Raw genomic sequence first — 22522 nt, 5'->3', positions numbered from 1 at the left:
GACTAAATGAGGTTCAGCATTGTTTTGGGCTTGCTGTTGCTCCCGCTGGTATTTTTGGGAGCGCAGATAAGCGTCATCAGCCAAAGTCCCGATGAATTGGTTCTACAATTCACCTTGCCTGAGTATCAAATCGGTTACGAAATGCTGGAAGGCACTACATGGAACGTGATTGATACCGATGAGGGCAGCATCCACGCCATTGAAGGATTTCCCGAATTGCGAGTGTTCAGCGAGGCGATTGCCATTCCTGTGGATGGTGATATCAGTTTCCAAGTTTTGGACGTGCAAAGCAGCATTCTGAGAAACATCAATCTCAAGCCCATCTATAAAATGACCGTGGAAAATGAGGATGTGGAACATCAGTTTTTCCAGGATATTCGAGCCTATCGAAACGCGCAGTCCTGGCCCGCAAACATTGTTGAAAGTGATGAAGCCGCCTTCGTTGGGGATCGTCGTTTCATACCTTTACGCTTCTATCCGTTCCAATATCGGGCTGCCAGCAAAGAGCTGGTGGTAAACAACAGCTTCACAATCCGGGTGCAGATTTACGGCAATAAAAGTGCCACTCCGGGCTGGCAATACAGTGAAAACCCGGTGGACAACATCGCGGATCACCTGTTTTTGAATAACGCGAGTTCCAAAAGCTGGCGCCTGCCAAAACAGCGTGACCTCACTTATGAATCTCCGAAAAATGGGACTTCCCAAGTGAATGAGATCCAAATTCTGGCAGATAAAGAAGGGATTTACAAAGTTACCTATGAGGAGTTGAATGATTTTATTCTGACAATGGCGGATTCCCTGGATGTGGAAATGGCTTGGCTTCCCGAAAGCGTTGATCCAAGATATTTGGAACTGAAAGACAGATATGGAGCCGTTCCCATCCATTTCGAAGGTGAAAAAGATGGCAGTTTTGATCCGGGAGACTATTTCGAATTTTTTGGAGACAGAAACTACGGCGAAACCAGTTATTACGACGATTATACTGAGGAAAACGTTTACACGCTATATTACAAGGGCAGCTTGGGAGCAAGGTTGGCAGTGGAAAATGGTGGTTTATTGGTTTCCAACTCGGCTCAATATATTGTTCCCGAAGCCTACGAGCACACTGTCCATTTTGAAGAACAATTAATCATGGACAAACTGGGTAATTCCTGGACATCACAAAATCCGGATTTTTACAAGGAAGACTATTGGTTTTGGCGCAAAATAAGCGCCCCGGATCTGGATATTATTCCATTTGAACTGCAATATCCAAAATACAGCGTCGTGAGAACCGCTGAAGTGAAGGTGGCACTTTATGGGCTCACCTACTCCACATCAGTGGGTGCGGGACAATATGACCACGAAGCCACTGTGCGAATTAACGAAGCCATGATTAACACCCAAACTTGGATTGGTCAAACCGAAAAAATCTTTGAAAACGCCGGTCCTGTGGCAAACTCATATTTCCGCCACGGCACAAACCATATGTATATCAGTCTTTCCGGGAATACGGTTTCCCATAATAACGAGCAGGTTCTTTTGGACTGGCTGGAACTGAAATATTGGCGTGAATATCGCACCAGCGAAGACAAAATCAAATTCACCAAACCCTCAAACAGGCCGGCAGGGTTGTATCAATTTGAAATTGAGGGTTTTAGCAATGAAAACATCTCGGTATATAAAATCGGTTCAAGCATTTTCAACAATTGCCAAATCGAACCTTTCAGCGTGGAAGGCTTTGCGCCCTGGACGGTTAGCATCCAGGACAGTGTGGCTTCCACTGAAGTGCAGTATTACGCAGTTACCGAAAACCAGAAGCTCAGCCCGAAGGGAATGCGCTTAAACCTTCCTTCAGACTTGAAAAACCCAAACAACGCGGCAAATGTGATTATGGTGGGCAGACGGGATTTCATCTATTCCGAAGGTGCAGACCTGCTTACGTCTGTTTGGGAAGCGGATGGACACACTGTTGCCAGAGTGGATTACCAAGATATTTTCGATGAATTCAATCACGGCATCCGCAGCGCGGAAAGCCTCAAAGAGTTCTTTAAATATGCTTACAATAATTGGAGTTCACCACAGTTGAGCCATGTGGTTCTTTTGGGCGAAGGTACAAATGATGAGCGGGATAACAGCCCGGCTCGAATCTATGCCTTGGTGCCAATCAAAATGACTTGGACCAGTCAACACGGTGCCACAGCCAGCGATGGCTGGTATGCCACCATCGTTGGTGATGACCTGGTTCCAGATATAGCTGTATCCCGCATCAACGCTTGGAAACCTGAGCATATAATGAATTTTGCCCAAAAAGCCTGGGACTATCGCAACAATCTTCTCACAAACAGACTCTGGAATAGCCATTTAACCATCGCTACCGGTGGTAAACTTGATGATGCAACCGACATATTTGCGCAACAATCCGAGATAATCCGCAGACGGACCATGCCTATGGATTACCGTGCCACCAGGGTTTATACTTCCACCCAAACTGTCAGCAACCAATATTTTGGCGGAACGTTCAACCTGAAGGATGCCATCAACTCTGGAACCCAATATCTGCATTTCATCGGTCACGGTGGATCCCAGATCTGGGCAGACTACAACCTCTTCAACTTTAACGACGTGGCAACATTGAACAATCAAGTTTATCCCATCGTTGTGAGTCTGGCTTGCTATGCTTCAGCTTTCGATACAAATGGCATTAACAGTATAAGTGAAGCTCTGGTGATGCAGCCTGGAAAAGGCGCCATTGCCACCCTGGGCTTCAGTGGTCTCGGTTTAATGTATCAGGATCTGGATTGGGGTCTGGCGTTCAGCGAGGCACTTTTCAAACACGATTTTAACACCTTGGGAGAGGCTTATCAATATGCTTTGAGTAGGTTTTATGTAACCACCACCCTCCCCTCAGCACGTTACTCTTTGATGAATGCAGCCGCGTTGCTGGGTGATCCTTTGATTAAAACACTCAAACCCATAGGTGAGATCCCTGTGAGTGCACAAAACCATGTTTTAATGCCAGGCGACACACTTTATGTGAATGCGCAATTTCCTTCAGACGTGGTGGCAGCAAGGTTATACATCCAAAATACAAATGAAATAACTGTCAATATTCCCTATGACTTACCAGTGATTAACGGTGAATTTTCCGCCAACTATGTTATCCCAACAAATGTCAACCCGCCCTACACGCGCGAGATTTACGTGGCTGGTTACTCCTCTACAAACGAATATGTGGGACGCAGCCAGTTTGGCGTTGGCCGTGCCGCGGTGGAACATATTTCCACCCAGCCTCACAGCCCAGCCTGGAATGATTCCGTACATTTTGTTGCCAAACCTTTCGCAAACGAAGAAATTGTGGCTATGAGCTGTAAATACAAGGTGGGTTCCTCCAGCAGTTGGGCAACCTTGGCCATGGCTCCAAACCCTTCGGATGCTGGAACATACATCACCAGCCAGCCTGTCCCACCCATCACTACCGGCACGGAAATCACCTACAAATATAGTGTCACAACCGAATCCGGAACGGTGGAATCCATAAACCGAAGCTACGTGACCCGCGGCCCAGACCTCGCCATGAAAGATATCAAGCTGGAATGCAGCGATGATACGCGTGAAATCAGGGTATTGATTGCAAATAACGGAGACGCTGCCTCCATTTCCACTGACCTCGTGCTCTTTGTGCAGCCATCCGGAGGTTCACAAAACCTTTTTGCCGAACAGGTTTGTGACCCGCTGGAAGTGACACAGGAACGCTGGGAAAGCATTTCCTTGGATGGTTTGAGCCCCGGAAGCTATACTTTCCTGGCAAAAGTGAATACGTCTTGGGTCTTCCCAGAATGGCACCAGCAGGATAATCCTGCCACAGACAGCGACAATTTTGACCTCAGCAACACCATCTCGCTGACAGCGGATTATAATTATCTCGAAACAGGACCTGAGGGAGCCACCATTGCAAGTTTGGATGGCAATCTGAGTTGCCAAATCCCTCCAAACCTGGTTCCAACAGGTCAAAGCGCTATCTTTAATATCAGCAGTGTTGGCGCACTCGAAGCGCAAAACCAACCCGATATTTCCTCCATTAAACTTCGCAGCTTCGATACAAACCCAAACTTTCCAGAATCCAACGCTTACGAGATTAAAACGCTCAACCCCGCTTTGGTGGATTCCACCGATACTTTTATCAATAACCATCAGATCCAGCTTAGCTTTTTCTACAGCGCTTTTGACGCCGACACGCAGAACCTGGAATCTGAGAATTCTTATAAAATCTACCGTTGGGATGCCCGTGTAAACAAATGGATGCTGCAGGGTGGAAATATTTCCTCCACTGAAAATAAGGTGGTCTTCGAGGTTTCCAGCCAGGGTATCTATACCATCTATCGAAACCGGGACCGTGTGCGCCCCGCAATCGATGTCAACGTTCAGGATCAGGAATTTACTCTGGGTGGACATGTTTCTGGCAAAGGGGTGATTTCACTCATCCTCAGTGATGCTAATGGCATCGATGTTTACGACGGCAGTCTCAAACTTTTCCTGAATGGCAACCTGGTTTCACCTTCGGACTATGTGGTTACAGTGCGGACAGACAACGTGAACCGAGTCCCGCTGAAATATCAGCTTAACCTTCCCAAGGGTTTATACAGCTTGGTGGTTGACTGCAAAGACGTGAACGGAAACTACAACACCCGTGAGATGCAATTCACTGTGAGCGAGAGCTTTGACCTCTTAAATGTGGCAAACTATCCCAACCCTGTACTCGGCCGCGCCATGGACCCCAAAAATGATGGGCGCACCCGTTTCACATACACATTGACTGATGATGCCGATGAGGTTTCCATCAAGGTTTACACCCTATCCGGAAGGTTGGTGAAACATTTCCAGAATCTTCCCAACGGTGTGGGCTACCACGAATATCCCAGAACGCTTCATGGCTGGGATTGCAAAGATGAGGAAGGAATGTATCTTGCAAACGGCACCTATTTTTGGCGGATCACGGCCAAAAAAGACAGCCAAAAAATTGAAAAAACAATGAAAATGGCAATCCTGAAATAGAGGTATCAGCATGAAAAACAGGATTTTGATGATTATACTGATGGTTTTTGCAGCCGCCACACTGGCTGCAGGCCGCTATGCGGGAGATTTTATGATGATTGGCGCCGGTGTGCGCGCCCTGGGAATGGGAGGCGCTTTCAGTTCTATCGCTGATGACGGTAGCGCGATGTATTGGAATCCAGCCGGCATTTCCCAGATCAAAAAACCCGAGATCTCTGCGATGCATGCTTTTTTATATTCGGGATTGGCATCTTATGACCATGTCACCTATTGTCAACCCCTTCCAAGCGATGTGACCATCGGGATAAACCTGACCCGTCTCACCGTCTCGGATATCCCTGTGTTTTCAGAAACATATCTGGTGGGAACAAATGTTGATGAACGCATCAACAACTCTGCACTCCAGTTACCAGGAACGCCAGACGGAAGTTTCAAATCTGTGGATGACCTTTATCAGTTTTCCTTTGCCAAACATCTGCACTACGATCTGAACATGGGTTGGCTTTTTTTCGCGTTACCCTTGGATTTCTATCTGGGTGGTAATGTGAAATTCATCAAACGAAGCCTGATGGACAATCAGGGCACAGGAACCGGCATCGATTTTGGCATGAAACTGAATACGGATCTGGGAGTGCTTTTTGATTGGGAAGCGCTGGGAAAATTGGATTTTGGCCTAAACTTTCAAGATATTGCCGGTACGGACATCAGCTGGGACACTTATTCTGAACACAGAGACAAAGTGCTTTTCAACACCAAACTGGGTGTGGCGGTGAGCCAACCCATACCAGCCTTGGATTCCGAAGTTTTGTTGGCGTACGATTACGATTATGTTTATGAAGGCTGCAGCCACTATGGCGCGCAAATTTCGTATAAAGACCTGGGCGCAATCCGAGGCGGATATTATGATAAAAATCTCTCCTTTGGTGCTTCCGTGAATGTTTATGGCGTCGGGATTGACTATGCCCTGGTGACAAATCAGATTGGAATCACAAACCGGATTGGTTTAAGGATCAGTTTTTAGGGAGAAAAGATGAAAAAAATAAGCATTATTCTGCTTCTTGCCGGCATCCTGTTTCTGGCAGCCTGTGCTGGTAAAGATGATGACGACAAAGACACCACACCTCCAATTCCACCCGTGCTGACACCTCATTTGGGTGATACTGGTGACCCACCTGTGATTTACCAGGGACAAACTGTGTTTCTGAACGAAGATAATAATGGAATAGACACAGTTCCTGATGGAAACTGGATTCGGGTAAGTTGGGATCCATTCAAAGATACCGATCTTAGCCACGTGAAAATCTGGCGTTTCAACAATTTTAACCCAGAACCAGCCTTGATTGACTCCATTTCTGCAACAGCAGACTACTATCTGGACACAGACAACAACCTCATTGAAAGAGTGTGGTATTCATATTTCATCGATTTGGTGGATTTGGCAGGTAATTCATCCCGGTCAGATACCACATCCTACGCGCTATTGGCAAAAAGCATTCTGCTATCACCAGAAAATGGCGCAACCATCTCTCAATCTAATGCCAAATTCCAATGGATACGAAGCGGAGTGGTGGGCAAATTCAGGCTCATTCTTTTTGATGAAAACTATGAATATGTATGGCATGAAGACCTTGTCGTGGCCTTTGAAGGAGATGATGATCCCTACCCCACCATCAGCATGCCTGCCAACCTGGTTTCTCAATATTCAGGACGAAGTTTGCGCTGGAGAGTGGATTCCTTCGATTGGGATGAAGAAATGCAAGCATACATGGGTTCAGAATCGTATGAACGCGTTGTGCATATCCAGTAAAATTTGTCCCAAGCTTAAATCATGTGATTACAAGTGTGTAGTAAATCGACCTTTGCTGCATGAAAACAAGTTTTTACAATGCTTCGGTTTCCTTAGGTTTGGATAGTTTCCAACCCTGCAAACGAGGCACGAAGAAAATTTATCTTGACGTAAATCGAACATTGAAGAAACTAACTAAAATTGGAACATTGAGGATATCTTGAAAAAATTCCTGATTACTTTAAGCATATTGTGTGCGACGCTGTTATTGTTTGCCCAGACAGACAATATGGCCACATCATTGAGCCCCACCTCTGCTTATTCCTACGAAGGAAGCCGCAGCGGAGTGCAAAAGCTGAAAATGAATGTATATGTATTGGGGCGCGTGCACAAGCCAGGCCTCTATCTTGTGCCAGATGATACGGATTTCATCACACTTCTGGCTTTGGCTGGTGGACCGGCGGAAGATGCCAAACTCACGAAAATTCGCCTTATTCGCCCCGCTAAACAAGCAACAGGCGAAGAAGCAGACGCGGAAATCATCTGGATAAATTTTAAGAAATATATGGAAACGGCAGATGATCAGTATTTGGCCACAAAAAAAAACACAACCCGAGTTATGGACGAGCTAACCGGGGAGGAAACCGAAAACACGGTCTATGACCTACGCTTGCAGCCTGGAGATACAATTGTGGTTTCGGGGACCATTTTCTACGCTTTCAGCAAGGTTGCAGATTTCCTTTCCAAGGCAGCGATTGCCCTCAGTTTTTATAAAATGATCACAAGTTTATAAGGTGGCAAGTAATGGAACAAAACAACCAACCTGTTGAGATCCCCCAAAGCGAAGAGATAAAACTCACAGATTATCTGCGGATATTGCTCCAATATCGCTATCTCATCATTTTGATATTTGTGGTGACCCTTGCCGCAACCATGATCTATACTCTCAGGCAACCGAAAATCTATTCAGCCTCTGGAAGGCTGCTTTTGGAAAACCAAAATACCGGCGCCGATATTTTCATGATGACGGGATCGAGCAGTGGAAAAAACTATATTAACAACCAGATCGAACTGATGCGCAGCCGCCCCATTCTCAACGCTGCCTATGAAATCATGAAAAAAAGCCCGGACTGGGAATCCTATCCCATCAGCGGCACTTCCTATCCAGCCGGCGCATTGAGACGCATCCAGATTGAATCAAAACGTGATACCGATATACTCAGACTTTCTTTTGAATCAACAAACCGGGGTGAGGCCATGGCGGCCGTTAACGCCATTGCGGACGCCGTTCAGCAGCAAAACACCCAAATGGCCAGGCTGGAGTTTACCACTATCCGTGAATTTTTGGGTGAACAGTTGGACCAGATATCCCGCCGTCTGCAAATATCGGAAGACGACCTTCGAAACTTTAAAAATGAAAACAGGCTGGTGGAGATATCCGCAACCACAAAAAAATGGATTGACCAATCCTCTGATGTCGAAGCACAATATGAAAAAGCTCTCACTGACCAAGCTGTCAAGGTGAAAACCTTGGAAGTACTCCATAGCCAGATGCAGGATCAGGACGAAATTTTGACCAGAGTGGAAAACGTGTTGCAGGCACCCTACATTGAGGAATTACGCAAGCAGGTCATTGAAATACAATCCACCATCGCGCGGCTCAAAACCAACGAAAACTACTCCGAAAACCATCCTCAAATGAAGCTTTTAACCAGTGAACTGGGCAAAACAAAAGAAACTTTGGATAATGAGATAAACAAGTTTATCACCATCTCTCTTAGCAAAGATCCACTCTCTGCTCGCAATGATCTGCTGATGAAAATCGTTCAGGCTGAAGTGGATTTGGAAATGACCCGCACTCTGGTTAATGGGCTCGAACAAACCAAAGCCATCTTCGATGATCGCCTCATCACACTGCCGGACAAGGAATTGGAATATGCGAGACTGCTGCGCAGCATGAGCTTGGACGAAAAAATCTATGGCATCATGATGGAGAAATATGAGGATGCCCGCATTGCCGAACAGGCGAAAATTGGTAACATTCGGGTTTTAGACTATGCTGAAATGCCCGGAAATCCGATCAAGCCCCGCGTTCCGATGAATATACTTGTGGGCATCATCCTTGGCTTGGGCCTGGGTGTTGGCGCAGCCTTTTTGGTCCACTCTCTGGACACCAAATTGCGCACGTTGGAAGACATGGAAAACTATGTGCGCTTGCCAATTATGGGCACCATCCCTGTGATCCAGGAATCTGAATCCAAGATCATGGAATTCAACAGCCTGATCGAACAAGCCGAAGGCGAAAACAAGGAACAGCTCAGCAAATCCCTGCATTATGTGATGATGCAACTGGTTTCACATTATGCGCCCAAATCTCCAATTGCCGAATCCTATCGCACCCTGCGAACAAACATTTTGGCCAAAAAACCCACCGGAAGCACCACACTTTTGGTCACATCTTCCGGCCCCAAGGAAGGTAAATCCACAACTGTGGTGAACCTTGCCATCACGCTTTCCCAGATGAACGCCAAGGTGGTTCTGGTGGATATGGATATGCGTCGCCCCATGGTCCACAACAAATTTGGAGTGGAAAAAGAAAACGGGCTCAGCGACTATTTAATCGATACCGACGTTCCTTTGGAGCAGGTGGTGAAAGCTTCCGGCATACCAAACCTGGATGTAATAACCAGCGGATTCATTCCCCCAAACCCTTCGGAATTAATCTCTTCAACCCGCACCGATGACCTCATGGAAGAGCTTCGCAATCGTTATGACTTCGTGTTGTTCGACACACCACCCATCATCGCGGTTACCGACGCTCTCATCCTGACCAAAAAAGTTGACCTAACTTTCGTTGTGGTGCGCTGTGGCTTCACGGAAAAAGGTATCATTAAGAGAACCAAGGAATTGATGGCCAACATTGACGCCATTATCGACGGCATCATCGTCAACGGCGTGTATGTCCAAAAGTATTACAGCAAACAGAACTACTATTATTACTACTATTATTACTACTACTACTATGGAGACGATATCCCCCAGAAACAGAAAAAAGGTGTGGCTAAACTCCTACGCAAAAATAAATCTGTTTCTTGAGGTTCTGGGAAAGCTTCCAGACAATTATCACCAAATTGAGACACTGCTCTGCAGTGTCTCTCTGTATGATACGCTTAAATTTGTTTTGACAAAAAGCCCGACTGTGGAATTATGGTCAAACTTGCCTGAATTGACAGTTGAAAATAACTTAGTGTTCAGGGTTGCAGATAATCTGCGCAAAAGGTTCAAGCCTCAAATGGGAGTGATGATAAGCTTGGAAAAAAACATTCCATTGGCAGCAGGCCTTGGCGGTGGCAGCAGTAACGCGGCCACAACGATTCGGGCGCTGAACTCTCTTTGGAACTTGAACTTACGTCTTGACGAAATGGAGCGGATTGCCGCAGAATTTGGAAGCGATATACCCTTTTTTCTCCACGGTGGATGTGCCTGGGGCACTCACAGAGGAGAAAAGGTTGAGCCAATGCCATTTGTTGCTTTAGACCTGCTTTTGGTGAATCCCGGCATTGGCATTTCCAGCTCCAAGGCCTACGGACTGCTGTCGCAATTTGATTATTTCGACAGAAGACAATGGAACCCCGCCGCAGGTACAGCAGGTTTTTATAACCGCCTGGAACACGTTGTCAGGCAGACATATCCGGTCGTTGACCGTTTGCTTGAAGAATTGACCGAAACTGGTGCCAAAGTCGCTATGATGAGCGGCAGCGGTCCCACTTGTTTTGGGATTTATGAGGATGCCACCCTGCTGAAGGCTGGCAAAGACTATTTTGACGTGAAAGGATACTCGTCATATATAGTGCGTAGCATATCCAGAGAAGAGAGCCATTTTGAAGTCTAAACTTATTTTGATTTCCGGCCGGGCTAATCTTCCGCTCGCGGAGGAGATCTCGGCCTTCGCGCAAATTCCACTTTGTGATGTTGATGTTTTTAAGTTTTCAAATGATGAAAGCTTTGTGAAAATCAATGATAACGTCCGTGGCGCCGATGTGTTTATCATCCAACCCACCTGCCGTCCCGTAAATGATAACCTCATGGAACTGCTGATTATGATCGACGCCCTGCGTCGCGCTTCGGCAGAACGGATAAATTGCGTTATCCCCTATTATGCCTACGCGCGTTCAGATAAAAAAGACCAACCTCGCGTGCCCATTACTGCAAAACTGACGGCTGATCTTCTTTCCACAGCTGGTGCGGATCGGGTTGTCACAGTTGACCTCCACGCAGAGCAGATCCAAGGCTTTTTCAATATCCCTGTTGACCATCTCTACGCCATTCCCGGTTTTGCGCGTCATTTCGCGGCAATGGATTTGGAAAATCCCGTGGTGGTTTCTCCTGATTCTGGCGGTGCAAACCGTGCCAGAGCCTTGGCCAAGAGGTTGGATTGTGGGCTGGCAATTGGAGATAAACGCCGGATTGGAAATATTGACAAATCGATCCTGCTCAATATCATCGGCGATGTGCAAGGCAAAACCGCAATCCTGTATGACGACATAATCGACACCGGTGGCAGCCTCATTCGGATTGCCGGTGTTTTGGTTTCCCACGGTGTTAAAAAAGTATATGCTGCCTGCACCCACGGAGTCCTTTCTGGTTCAGCCGTGAAAGACCTTGAGGCTTCACCCATAGAACAGCTTTTTATCTCGAACACGATTCCGCTTTCACCCCAGGCGGCTGCATGCAAAAAGATTACCCAGCTTTCAATTGCCGAAATGCTGGCAAAAGCAATTACAAATATACATAAAGAGGAGTCTTTGAGCGTTCTTTTTGAATAGGGCGCGAAGACTGGAGGAATACAAATGACATTTAACCTTGAAGCACAAAAACGAACACCATCCAAAAAAAGCGATTTGAACGTCCTGCGCAGCGGAGGCGGTATTCCCGCCGTGATCTATGGAAAATCCTTGGATTCCACTCCCATTAGCGTGGATGGACGCACTTTTTTGAACTACTACAAAAAGAGCTTCACCGAACTTGCTTTCTACGAAATCGAGCTGGAAGGCCAAAAACACCACTGCATCCTGAAAGATAAACTGGTACACCCTGTCACTCGCCAGATTTTGCATCTGGACTTTTTCGTGGTGGATGAAGGTGCCGAGATGGAATTCGAAATCCCCATCCAGTTTGAAGGTGAGGCAGCCGGTGAAAAAGAAGGCGGTTTTGTGGATATACTTCAAAGAACCGTCAAAATCACTTGCAAACCAAAAGATGTGCCCCGAGAGCTGGTTTTGGATATCTCGGAATTGCATATTGGCGATTCCCGTCAGGTTAAAGACCTGCCCCAGGGAAAATGGTTATACAAAGATAGCGACGACCAGCCTCTTTTGGTGGTGCATGCAAAACGAGCAGAGGAAGAGGAAGAAGTTCCTGAAACTGAAGACGAAGAAGCTGCTCCCAAAACCCAGGAAGAAACAACTGAATAGTGAAGCTGATTCTGGGGCTGGGAAACATTGGCGAGAAATATCAGTTATCACGCCACAATGCGGGTTTTATGTGCCTGGACGCCTGGGCTGCCAAACGTGGCCTGAAGTTTCGGCATGAAAACCTTTTTGATTTCCTGCTCCACAAGGGTTCTTGCTTGATTAAACCAAACACTTGGATGAACCGCTCCGGGCTGGCACTGGATGAAGCACTGCGGCGCTGGAAACCATCCCAGATTTTAGCCATTTATGACGATTTGGAACTGCCCCTGGGCGTGATTCGTATTCGCGCGGGCGGCGGTGATGGTGGTCATAACGGCATCAGATCCCTTTTGGGGGTTTTACCCGCGGACCAGATTAAGCGCATCCGTATTGGGATTGACCGCGACAACAGTGACCCGCGGGATTACGTTTTGGAAAACTTTTCCAGTGAGGAATTGCAAAAGCTGCAGCCCGTGCTGGAACAAACTTGTGAATTTATGGACGTATATATAAATAGCGATTTCAGCAGTTTGCTGAATGCTTACAGCGTCTGGAAAAAATCCTGTTCCGGTGACATCGAAACCGGAAACAAAAGTCCAAAGGAGAATGACAATGGAAAGAAACTATGAACTGATGGTGATACTTTCACCAAAGCTGGGTGAAGACGAAGCCTCCGCCCAAAATGAAAGCATCCTTTCCCTCATCAAGGAAACAGGTGGCGAAATCATCAAAACCGACCCTTGGGGAAAAAGAATGCTGGCCTATCCGATCGAGAAAATCACCGAGGCCCACTATTTTGTGAACTACCTCAACATGGATCCTGCCGCGGTGAAAGGCATCAAGCAACAGCTTAATATCAATGAACATGTGATTCGACACATGTTTGTGGCAAAGGAAAAGTAGGAGGAAAAATGGCAGACCTGAAACTACCCCGTCTCAACAAAGCTTTCATCGTGGGACGTATCACCCGTGATCTTGAACTGAAATACACACCAAACGGCACCGCCGTGATAAATTTCAGCATTGCCGTGGACAAAAGATACAGAGATGAAGCCGGTGAATGGCAAAGCGTCACATCCTTCATCGATGTGGTTGCTTGGACCTACCAAGCAGAATACGTCGCAAAAAACGCCCGAAAAGGTTCCGCGGTTTTGGTGGAAGGCAGGATTGAAACCCGCAGCTATGTGGATTCCAATAATATCAATCGCAAAGTTTTCGAGATAGTAGCCGAAAACATCCAAGCCTTGGAATGGCCCGATCGTGGTGAAGCGCCAAATGAAGAGCCACCCCTTCCTCCCGAACCCACCGGTTCAGCTAAACCGAGTGAAGAAGCCACAAACGATGATGTTCCATTCTAACCAGGAGATACAATAAATGAACTTTTCAGACAGAAGAAGAAGATACAGCCGTAAGAAATATTGCCGCTTTTGCGCAAACAAAGAATTGGTAATTGATTATAAAAATCTGGACACCCTGCGTCAGTTCGTTTCAGACGTGGGCAAGATTGATCCCGCCCGCATGACAGGTACCTGCGCAAAACATCAGCGCAAGCTCACCACGGAGATAAAGCGTGCCAGGCAAATGGCGCTGCTACCCTACGTAATAGACTAGTGCCGTTTTTCGACCTGCTGCTGGGAGCATTGGCAATGATGAGCCCTTTTTTGGGCATCTTGCTGATGCTTTCCGGGCTCCATATACAAATGATAAAAACTCAAGGCAAGCCTTTGAACCGTGCCCTGCTCTGGCTGGTTTTCCCCCTCTTGTCCGCGCTTTTCACGCTGCGGGAGCCCCAGATGCTGCTTTTAGCCTCAGACGCCTTTTTTGGTGCGGGTTTGGCGGCTTTGGTGTATATTGGGAGTCTGTTGCGCCAGGGCAAGCCAGTGGTGGCTTTCACTCACGCCTCTCTGTTGATCATTGTTTATGGAGCATTGAGGTTTTTTGTATTCGAACCCCAGATCAGCGCTGCTTACACCCAGGCAATCGCGGAAATGGAAAACTATCTGCCCCAGCTTTTGCAAACCGAGCAAGCCAGACAAAGCTTCGAGTTCACCAGAGTCCTGCTGCCATCCAGTTGGACGGTGAGCCAGCTCTCGGCCCTGACCTTGGGATATTTGATCCATTTGCGCTTTTTGGGCAGCAGATATCCCCTCAGGCGAATGATGCTTCCCGCGTATTACAATCTGTTGGTGCTGGCGGTTTTACCGCTGTATTTTGCCCCACAGCTGCGCGGGCTTTTGTTAAACACTCTGGTGGCTCTGCTTTGGTTGCCATTTTTGCAAGGTATCGGTGTTCTGCTCCACTGGTTCGCTCGTGAGTCAACAAACATTTTGCTCACCCTGCTGGTGGTTCTGCTTGCACTAATAAACATCATATTGGTCGCGTTAATCGGCTTTGCCGACACTTGGCTCGACCTTAGAAAACTAAGAATTAAAGGAAATCACGCATGAAAGTAATCCTCTTAAGCTATATAGAAAAACTTGGAAATAAAGGTGATGTCGTTCGGGTGAAACGCGGTTTTGCCCGCAACTATCTCATTCCCAGAAATCTGGCCATCTACGCCACTCCCCGAAACATGAAACAGCTTGGCGCCATCCAAAACCAAGCTGCCGAAGAAGAAGCCAAGCTTGTGGCCGAGCTTAAAATCCTTGACGGGAAGATTAGGAATCTAAAACTTGTCTTTGCTCGCAAAGTTGACGAAAGTGACAGCATGTTCGGCTCCGTTTCAGAACTTGATATTGTGAATGAACTGGCCGCCCAAGGAATCGAAGTCCACAAATCTGCAGTCCAGCTTGATAAACACATCAAGGACTTGGGCGAAATCACGGTGCCCATCCGTCTTCACCGGGAGATTATGTCTGAGCTTGTTGTGACAGTGGAAAAAGAAGGCGGCGAAGTCCCCTCAGAACCAGCGGTTGTTGAAACCATCGTGGAAGAAGAGCCCGCCCCCGCCCCGGAAACTGAACAAGAACCTGCTGCTCCGGAAGTGGAAGAGCCGACCGCCGAAGAAGCGGCCGATACACAAGAAAATGAACAGGTTGAAATCCAGCCTGAACAAGAGTTATAAATAAAATCGGGAGAGATCCATGCTGAACATTTTGCTTCAAGCCACAGGCGAACTCACGACTGCCGACCTCACTGGAGCCAGTGCCAATTCTGACGGATTCAATTTCGCGGCTTTGGGAATCCTGGCCCTCATCGTTGTGGTGGTGGGTGTCATCATGTATTTTTTACACAAGCATTCCAAACAAAGCGAACGGGCGGGAAAATCCGGTGCCGGCGCCAATCCCATAGTGCAATTCATTGTGGTGGTCCTTTTTGTGATCATTGTGTCTGCCTTGGGATTCCTGCGCCATGGCATTTTGGGGTTCATCGTTGTATTCGCGGTGTTTTCAGCGATTTTAGCGCTCATCTTTTTGAGCATCAAAAATCGCCAACGCCACTTTGAATTGACCCAAGCCAACCCTGCAACCAGACTTGTGGTGGGAGCTGTGTCCGCAATTTTGGCCATCGGGCTTCCCATCCTCATCTTGATCAACAGCAAAATGTTTGACCTCAACGCAGGCACAATCCTGATTAGCGTTGCCGGCGTCCTGGTCTTCATTGCTCTCATCGTTGCCGCTCTCATTTTGGGAAATCGCAAAAATACAGCCAGCGTGGCGCTCGGATATTTGTTTGCCATCCTGGCGGCAGTTTTGCCTGGAATCATGATTGTGGCGGCTAGCATCGAATCCAGTGCCTTGGCAATGGCATATCTTGCCGCCTTGATTGCAGCGATTTTTGCTTATTTCTCTATAAACCAATTCATACAGATAGACTGATCCGGCTCGGCCGGATCGGTCTTTTTGAAGCGTGGAGAATGAGGAAACATGGCCATGAGATCTTTCACCAGCCTCATAAACCAAACGCTCACGCAGGTGGGTGGTGAAAAATACCGCCCCTTCATGCGTTTGTATGGCGCCTGGAAAGATATCGTTGGGCCTCTTTTGGCCTCGCGCTCCCATCCCTGGCGTTTTCGGGATTCGGTGTTATACATTGCCGTGCAAAACAATTCCTGGCTTCAGGAGCTGTATCTGCGCAAGGCCGACATCCTGAAACAATGTCGCCAAACCATACCAGAGGAGATCAAAGAGATCATCTTCATAATCAGGAATTGACCATGCCCAAAACACAGATAGCAGCATCGGTGTTATCTTGCGATTTTGGCAATCTGGAACGGGAACTGCAGGCTGTTGGCAGCGCGGATATGCTGCATCTGGATCTCATGGATGGCCATTTTGTGCCCAATCTCAGCTTTGGCCAGCCGCTGGTGGCAAAAATCAGGCAGCTTTCCCCTCTTCCCCTGGACGCGCATCTCATGGTGACTAATCCCGTCGAATATGTGGATCCCCTTGCTGATCTGGGAGTTAACTGGCTCAGCTTCCACATGGAGTGCGACCATCACGCCCACCGTCTCGTCCAGCGCATCAAAGCCCGTGGCATGAAAGCTGGCATCGCCCTCAACCCCGCCGCACCAATTTCGTCTTTGGAGTGCATTCTGCCCGAACTGGACTACGTTCTACTCATGAGCGTCAACCCGGGTTTTTCCGGACAAAAATTCATCCCCTTCGTTTTGGAAAAAGTGCGCCAACTTAAAGAATGTATTGTTGAAACAAAGCTTTCCACCCTGATTGAGGTGGACGGCGGAGTTAATTCTGAAAATTCCTCAGCGCTCATCTCCGCCGGGGCGGACATCCTCGTTTCCGCTTCCCACATTTTTCAAAGCCCGGATTATCCTCAGGCAATTCGCGAGCTTCGCGGCAAATAAGGATTTTGGCGCAGAATGCGGCAACACTTTAGGCCTGAAACCACCTTCCTTAACGTCTATCAAATTCTGCAATGCCAAATATTTTCCACCCTTGACCCCAACAAAATAGTCATCTCCAAACCGATTGAGGAAGTTCGAGGAAAAAACATCCCCTGTGCTTGGGCTCCGACCCGGGTGGAAAAAACAACCCAGATTAAAATCACACAACTAATTGGAGGGAACCCCAATGTTTGACAGCCTGTCTGATAAACTGGATAAAGTATTCCGCAATATTCGCGGCAAAGGTTATCTCACCGAGCAAAACATAAAGGAAGCTTTGCGCCAAATTCGCATGGCTCTGCTGGAAGCAGACGTGAACTTCCGCATTGCGAAAAACTTTGTGGCTGAAGTGGAAAAACGTGCGCTTGGTGAGGAAGTGATGAAATCCCTCACTCCTGGCCAACAAGTGGTGAAGATAGTCCACGAACAGCTCATCGCCCTGATGGACACTGAAGATTTTGAGCTGAAAGCATATAACAATCGCCTCACCAAGGTGATGATGGTTGGCTTGCAGGGTTCAGGAAAAACCACCGCCTGCGCCAAGCTGGCTCTTCATTATCGCAAAAAAAACATCAAGCCCATGATGGTGGCTTGCGACGTTTACCGCCCCGCCGCGATTGACCAGCTTCAAACCCTGGGCAAACAAATCAATATCCCCGTGATTTCCGAAGACACCAAGGATGTGATTAAAATTGCCGACAGCGCTCTGCGCCAAGCACAAAAAGATATGGTGAACCTCCTTCTGTTCGACACCGCCGGACGCCTGCACATCGACGAAGAAATGATGGACGAAGTGGTTCGCCTAAAAGCTTTCGTGAAACCAGATTACATCTTTTTCGTGGCAGACGCCATGACGGGTCAGGAAGCGGTGAACGTGGCAAAGGAGTTTCACGATAAACTGGCCTTCGACGCGGTCATCCTCACAAAACTGGATGGTGACGCCCGCGGCGGTGCAGCTCTTTCCATCAAAGCTGTCACCGAAAGGCCTGTGGCATTTGTGGGCACGGGTGAAAAAGTTAGCGACCTGGAAGTTTTTTATCCCGATCGCATGGCATCCCGCATCCTGGGCATGGGCGATGTCCTCTCGCTCATCGAAAAAGCGGAGGAAGCTGTGGACGCCAAGGAAAGCGAAAAACTGGCAAAAAAGATGCTCAAAAACCAGTTTACTTTCAACGACTTCCTAAAACAGCTTCAGAGCATCAAAAAGATGGGTTCCCTGGAATCCATCATGAGGATGATTCCTGGCATGGGACGCAAGCTTCCCTCCGATCTCAAAATCGACGACAATGCGCTCAAGCACGTGGAAGCCATCATCCAATCCATGACGGATAAGGAACGCGAAAAACCGGATATTCTGAATGGAAGCCGACGCCTTCGCATCGCCAAAGGCAGCGGTCGCACCGTGATGGAAGTGAACCGCCTCATCCGCCAATTTGATGAGATGAAAAAAATGATGAAAAAGTTTTCCACCCCCCAAGGCATGAAGGATCTGGAAAAAATGATGAATACCCCAAATCAGCCATAAAGGAGAATTGATGAAACGCTTCATTCTAATGACCATTCTGATGTTGTCGATATTTGCTTTGACAGCACAGGTCATCACCACTGGTAGCGGAACAAATTCCGTAACCGTATTGTCCTCTTCTGACTCCGAAACTGTTTTGCAATATCAAATCGGTAGATTTGAACAGACCCCCGTAAACATTTCCGGCCAGGAGTGGTTCCACGTGACGCTTTCCAAGGAAGGCATCACCCAGGAAAAAGGATTTCCTCAGTTGCCGGTCTTCAATCGCAGCATCATCATTGATGATACCAGCCTTATGAAACTGGAAGTTTTCGATCTCAAGTATCAGGATTACCAAATCCCTGTGGCGCCCTCAAAAGGCGTGCTCACACGCGATATTAATCCCTCCACTGTGCCCTACAGTTTTGGCGATTCCTATGAAAAAGACGATTTTTGGCCTCGTGACCTGGCGCAGCTTTCCCAACCCTATATTTTGAGGGACTATCGTGGCATCACAGTGCAAACCTCACCTTTTGCCTACAACCCCGTCACCCAAACCCTGCGCGTTTACACGTCCTACAAAGTCAAAGTTTACAGCGCCGGAACGGATAACGTCAATATCATCACCAGAAACCGTGATGGTATCTCCCGTGATTTTGTTTCCATCTATGAAAACCAATTCCTGAACTGGGACAGCCATCGCTACACTCCAGTGAACGACAGCTTTGGCAAATTACTCGTCATCTGTCACAGCAATTTCATGACCACCATTCAACCCTACGTGAATTGGAAAATCCAAAAGGGCGTGCCCACCGAACTGGTGGAATGGTCCACCATCGGCACCACAGCAGCCCAGCTTCAAACCTACATTCAAAACCGTTATAATGCGGACAACAGCCTCACCTATGTGCAGATTGTGGGTGACGCGCCTCAGATCCCCACACTTACCAGCGGAGGCGGCGGTGCCGACCCTGCCTTCTCTTTGGTAGCCGGCAACGACAACTATCCCGATATCTTCATCGGCCGTTTTTCTGCTGAAACCACAGCGCAAGTCACAGCCCAAATTAACAAAGCCATTGCTTACGAACGAGATGTGACCACTTCCGACACCTGGCTCAGTAGAGGCTTGGGAATTGCCTCTGATGAAGGTGGATCCGGCGGTGATAACAGTGAAACAGATATCCAACACATGAATGTCATCCGCACCAAATTGCTCAACTATGGTTACAGCAGTGTGGATCAAGTTTATGATCCGGGTGCCTCAGCGTCCACTGTCACCACCAACGTCAATGCTGGACGTGGTTTCATCAACTACGTGGGTCACGGTGCCGATACCTATTGGGTCACCACGAATTTTAACAACACCAACGCTACAAATCTCAGCAATGGAACCAAGGCTCCCTTTATCGTTTCCGTGGCTTGCGTGAACGGCAACTTCGTTTCCCAGACCTGCTTCGCGGAAGCCTGGCAGCGCAACGCAAATGGCGGATCCGTGGCAATGTACGCCAGTTCCATCAACCAAAGCTGGGCATCGCCCATGCGCGGTCAGGACGAGATTACAGACCTGCTCGTGGGTGAATCCAAATACACCATTGGCGGTCTTTTCTTCAACGGTTCCTGTAACATGATGGATAACTACGGCTCAGACGGCGTGAATATGTTCAAAACCTGGAACATCTTTGGGGACGCCAGCCTTTCAGCGCGCACCAAAACCCCCATCGCCATGAGCGTTACGCATCCTTCCACCATAGCCAACGGAACCCAATCCGTGACAGTGAATACCGGCGTTGCCAACGCTTTGGTGGCCATCACATATAACAACACCATCATCGGCCGTGGCTTCACAAACAGCAGTGGCAGCGTCACCATCACGCTCTCCAATCCACCCACCGGGGCTTTGAACTATGTTATCACAGCCACCGCACACAACCGCGTGACCTACGTTGGTACGATTGCACAAACAGTTGCATCCGGACCTTGGATGGAAGTGACAACCGCAACTTACGCGGACAGCAACAACAACCAGCCCGATTACAACGAAAACGGTTGGTTTAACGTCACCTTCAAGAATTCCGGCACCAGTGCAGCCAGCAACGTTTCAACTGTTCTAAGCTGCGCCACTCCCGGCATCACCATCACAAGCAACTCCCACAGCATCAGCAGCTTGGCAGCCGGTGCTTCCGTCACCAAAACCCAAGCTTACAGCATCTCAATCGCCAACAACATCGCCAATGGCACTGTGGCTAATTTTACCATCACCATGACCATGAGCGGACAAGACCCTTGGGTTTATAATTTCACCCAGACCATCAACGCTCCTGCCCTCGAATTCGGAGATATGAGCATCACCGAGATCAGCGGCAATGGCAACGGTGTCTTCGATCCGGGTGAAACCGTCAACGTTTCCATCATCTTGAAAAACACCGGTGCCGCAGCTTCCGCAAACGGAACGGCAACCTTGAGCTGCAGCACGTCCGGGATTACGATTGTGGAGAACAGTGACAGCTTCACAGCCATTTCTTCCAACGGCGAAAAAACCCTTACTTTCAAGGTTTCCGCAAACTCCTCCGTACCCCAGGGAACCTTGGCTGCCTTGAATTTCAGCGCCACCGCCGGTCAATACAATGCCAGCGTCATAAAAGAAGTGGAAATTGGAGCCCCGCAGGAACTTGTGATTGGCACCGGTACTTCCAGCCAAACTTATCCTATGGATCGCTATTACAACTATAGCACTCACGAAGCCATCTATCTGGCCTCCGAAATTGGCAGCCCCGCCACCATTAAATCCATGGCCTATCAAAAAGCCAGTGGTGCGGACACCAATCCCATTGAAGCCGTCACGGTCTACATGAAAAACACCACGGATTCCAGCCTGAGCGGTGGGACTTATTCACTCACCGGCTACACTCAAGTTTACAGTGGAAACTGGCCAAATGATGCCACCACCGGTTGGATGGAAATTGATTTGGACAACATGTTTCTCTACAGTGGTACAAACCTCTCCATTTTGGTAGTTAAGGACTATCAATCTTATACTTATTCCTATCCCTACTGGACATACACCACTACAAGCCAGAACCGGGCAAGGCAAAACCGGAATGACAGCAGTCAACCCACCTCGCTGACCGCGTCCACAAACCTGCCGAACCTGCGCTTGAAGCTGTTCCCCGCCGCGGAAATACTGCTTCCACCCCAAAACCTGACCGCTGAAGCGAGTCATCGCAGCGTTAAGCTTAATTGGGAGGCACCCGCCAGTGGAACTCCTACCGGATACAAAATCTACCGGAACAACTCTGCTCTCACCACGGTTACAGCCCTCACCTACAACGATACCGCAGTAAGCAACGGAACCACTTACAATTACAAGGTTACAGCCCTTTACGATGGCGAAGAATCCGACGCTTCAAACACAGTCACTGCCACCCCGAATATGTTCGCACCCACAAACCTGGTCGCCGATGGCGGCAACAGCGTTGTGATGCTTTCCTGGAACGCCGCGCAGGGACGTGAAGCCGATGAAACCCCGGAACTTGGTGAAAAAAACCGCGCCATCAGCAGCTACAGGATTTATCGTGATGGAAGCGCCCTAACCACAGTGACCGGCACCAGCTACAACGACACTGACGTGAGTAATGGCACCACCTACAGCTACCATGTCACCACCATCTACAGCAACCCGGCTGGTGAATCCGACCCTTCAAACACAGCCACTGCCACGCCAAACCAAATCAGTGAAGTCATCCTCGGAAGCGGAACTGGAAACACAGGCACCACCACCGCCTGCCCCATCAACGTTTACTATCAAAGCCTGCACGGTCAGTCGGTATATACCAAGACTGAATTGAACGCTGCCGGCGTCGTCGGGGCCACCATGATCACCAAGATCGGCTTCAACGTGACTG

The 22522-nt window shown here is 48.2% G+C and carries 19 protein-coding genes; all 19 read left to right on the top strand.

Translation table 11 applies throughout. The annotated features are described in order from the left end of the window. The first annotated feature begins 6 nt into the window (after window positions 1–6). Window positions 7–5034 (top strand): hypothetical protein, encoded by a 5028-nt coding sequence (locus GX135_05555; GenBank protein NLN85551.1) that lies wholly within the window; start codon window positions 7–9, stop codon window positions 5032–5034. 10 nt (window positions 5035–5044) lie between these two features. Further along, window positions 5045–6055, top strand: a complete 1011-nt coding sequence (locus tag GX135_05550) for a hypothetical protein (GenBank protein ID NLN85550.1) — start codon at window positions 5045–5047, stop codon at window positions 6053–6055. Window positions 6056–6064: 9 nt separating this feature from the next. Beyond that, complete coding sequence (locus GX135_05545) at window positions 6065–6841, top strand: hypothetical protein (protein NLN85549.1); 777 nt, start codon at window positions 6065–6067, stop codon at window positions 6839–6841. A 199-nt stretch (window positions 6842–7040) separates the two neighbouring features. Then, complete coding sequence (locus GX135_05540; protein NLN85548.1) at window positions 7041–7613, top strand: hypothetical protein; 573 nt, start codon at window positions 7041–7043, stop codon at window positions 7611–7613. A gap of 11 nt (window positions 7614–7624) precedes the next feature. Beyond that, window positions 7625–9916, top strand: a complete 2292-nt coding sequence (locus GX135_05535; GenBank protein ID NLN85547.1) for a polysaccharide biosynthesis tyrosine autokinase — start codon at window positions 7625–7627, stop codon at window positions 9914–9916. Then, a complete protein-coding gene (gene ispE, locus GX135_05530) occupies window positions 9876–10712 on the top strand; it encodes a 4-(cytidine 5'-diphospho)-2-C-methyl-D-erythritol kinase (protein NLN85546.1) in 837 nt (278 codons plus the stop codon). The genes GX135_05535 and ispE overlap by 41 nt, the downstream gene beginning before the upstream one ends. Beyond that, window positions 10702–11646, top strand: a complete 945-nt coding sequence (locus GX135_05525) for a ribose-phosphate pyrophosphokinase (protein ID NLN85545.1) — start codon at window positions 10702–10704, stop codon at window positions 11644–11646. Before ispE ends, GX135_05525 begins: the two co-directional genes overlap by 11 nt. Window positions 11647–11670: 24 nt before the next feature. Then, on the top strand, window positions 11671–12294 hold the full coding sequence (locus tag GX135_05520; GenBank protein ID NLN85544.1) for a 50S ribosomal protein L25: 624 nt from the start codon (window positions 11671–11673) through the stop codon (window positions 12292–12294). Beyond that, the gene (locus tag GX135_05515) at window positions 12294–12902 is read left to right on the top strand and encodes an aminoacyl-tRNA hydrolase (GenBank protein NLN85543.1); all 609 of its coding nucleotides are present in this window, start codon (window positions 12294–12296) and stop codon (window positions 12900–12902) included. Before GX135_05520 ends, GX135_05515 begins: the two co-directional genes overlap by 1 nt. After that, complete coding sequence (gene rpsF, locus GX135_05510; protein NLN85542.1) at window positions 12886–13176, top strand: 30S ribosomal protein S6; 291 nt, start codon at window positions 12886–12888, stop codon at window positions 13174–13176. The genes GX135_05515 and rpsF overlap by 17 nt, the downstream gene beginning before the upstream one ends. A gap of 8 nt (window positions 13177–13184) precedes the next feature. Then, the gene (locus tag GX135_05505) at window positions 13185–13631 is read left to right on the top strand and encodes a single-stranded DNA-binding protein (protein ID NLN85541.1); all 447 of its coding nucleotides are present in this window, start codon (window positions 13185–13187) and stop codon (window positions 13629–13631) included. 16 nt (window positions 13632–13647) lie between these two features. Further along, complete coding sequence (locus GX135_05500; protein NLN85540.1) at window positions 13648–13884, top strand: 30S ribosomal protein S18; 237 nt, start codon at window positions 13648–13650, stop codon at window positions 13882–13884. 35 nt (window positions 13885–13919) lie between these two features. Next, entirely contained in the window at window positions 13920–14720 is an 801-nt protein-coding gene (locus GX135_05495) for a hypothetical protein (protein ID NLN85539.1), read from the top strand. Beyond that, window positions 14717–15337: a 50S ribosomal protein L9 gene (locus GX135_05490; GenBank protein NLN85538.1), complete on the top strand. Its 621-nt coding sequence runs from the start codon at window positions 14717–14719 to the stop codon at window positions 15335–15337. Before GX135_05495 ends, GX135_05490 begins: the two co-directional genes overlap by 4 nt. 19 nt (window positions 15338–15356) lie before the next feature. Further along, on the top strand, window positions 15357–16091 hold the full coding sequence (locus tag GX135_05485) for a hypothetical protein (GenBank protein ID NLN85537.1): 735 nt from the start codon (window positions 15357–15359) through the stop codon (window positions 16089–16091). Window positions 16092–16145: 54 nt separating this feature from the next. Continuing rightward, a complete protein-coding gene (locus tag GX135_05480; GenBank protein NLN85536.1) occupies window positions 16146–16427 on the top strand; it encodes a DUF721 domain-containing protein in 282 nt (93 codons plus the stop codon). 2 nt (window positions 16428–16429) lie between these two features. Next, window positions 16430–17077, top strand: a complete 648-nt coding sequence (gene rpe / locus GX135_05475; GenBank protein ID NLN85535.1) for a ribulose-phosphate 3-epimerase — start codon at window positions 16430–16432, stop codon at window positions 17075–17077. Between the two features lie 226 nt (window positions 17078–17303). Then, the gene (ffh, locus tag GX135_05470) at window positions 17304–18641 is read left to right on the top strand and encodes a signal recognition particle protein (GenBank protein NLN85534.1); all 1338 of its coding nucleotides are present in this window, start codon (window positions 17304–17306) and stop codon (window positions 18639–18641) included. A gap of 10 nt (window positions 18642–18651) precedes the next feature. After that, on the top strand, window positions 18652–22522 hold a 3871-nt coding region (locus tag GX135_05465; protein ID NLN85533.1), incomplete at its 3' end, for a hypothetical protein.

The organism is Candidatus Cloacimonadota bacterium (assembly GCA_012522635.1).
Classification (GTDB): domain Bacteria; phylum Cloacimonadota; class Cloacimonadia; order Cloacimonadales; family Cloacimonadaceae; genus Syntrophosphaera.
This window is presented reverse-complemented; position numbering and strand designations above follow the sequence as displayed.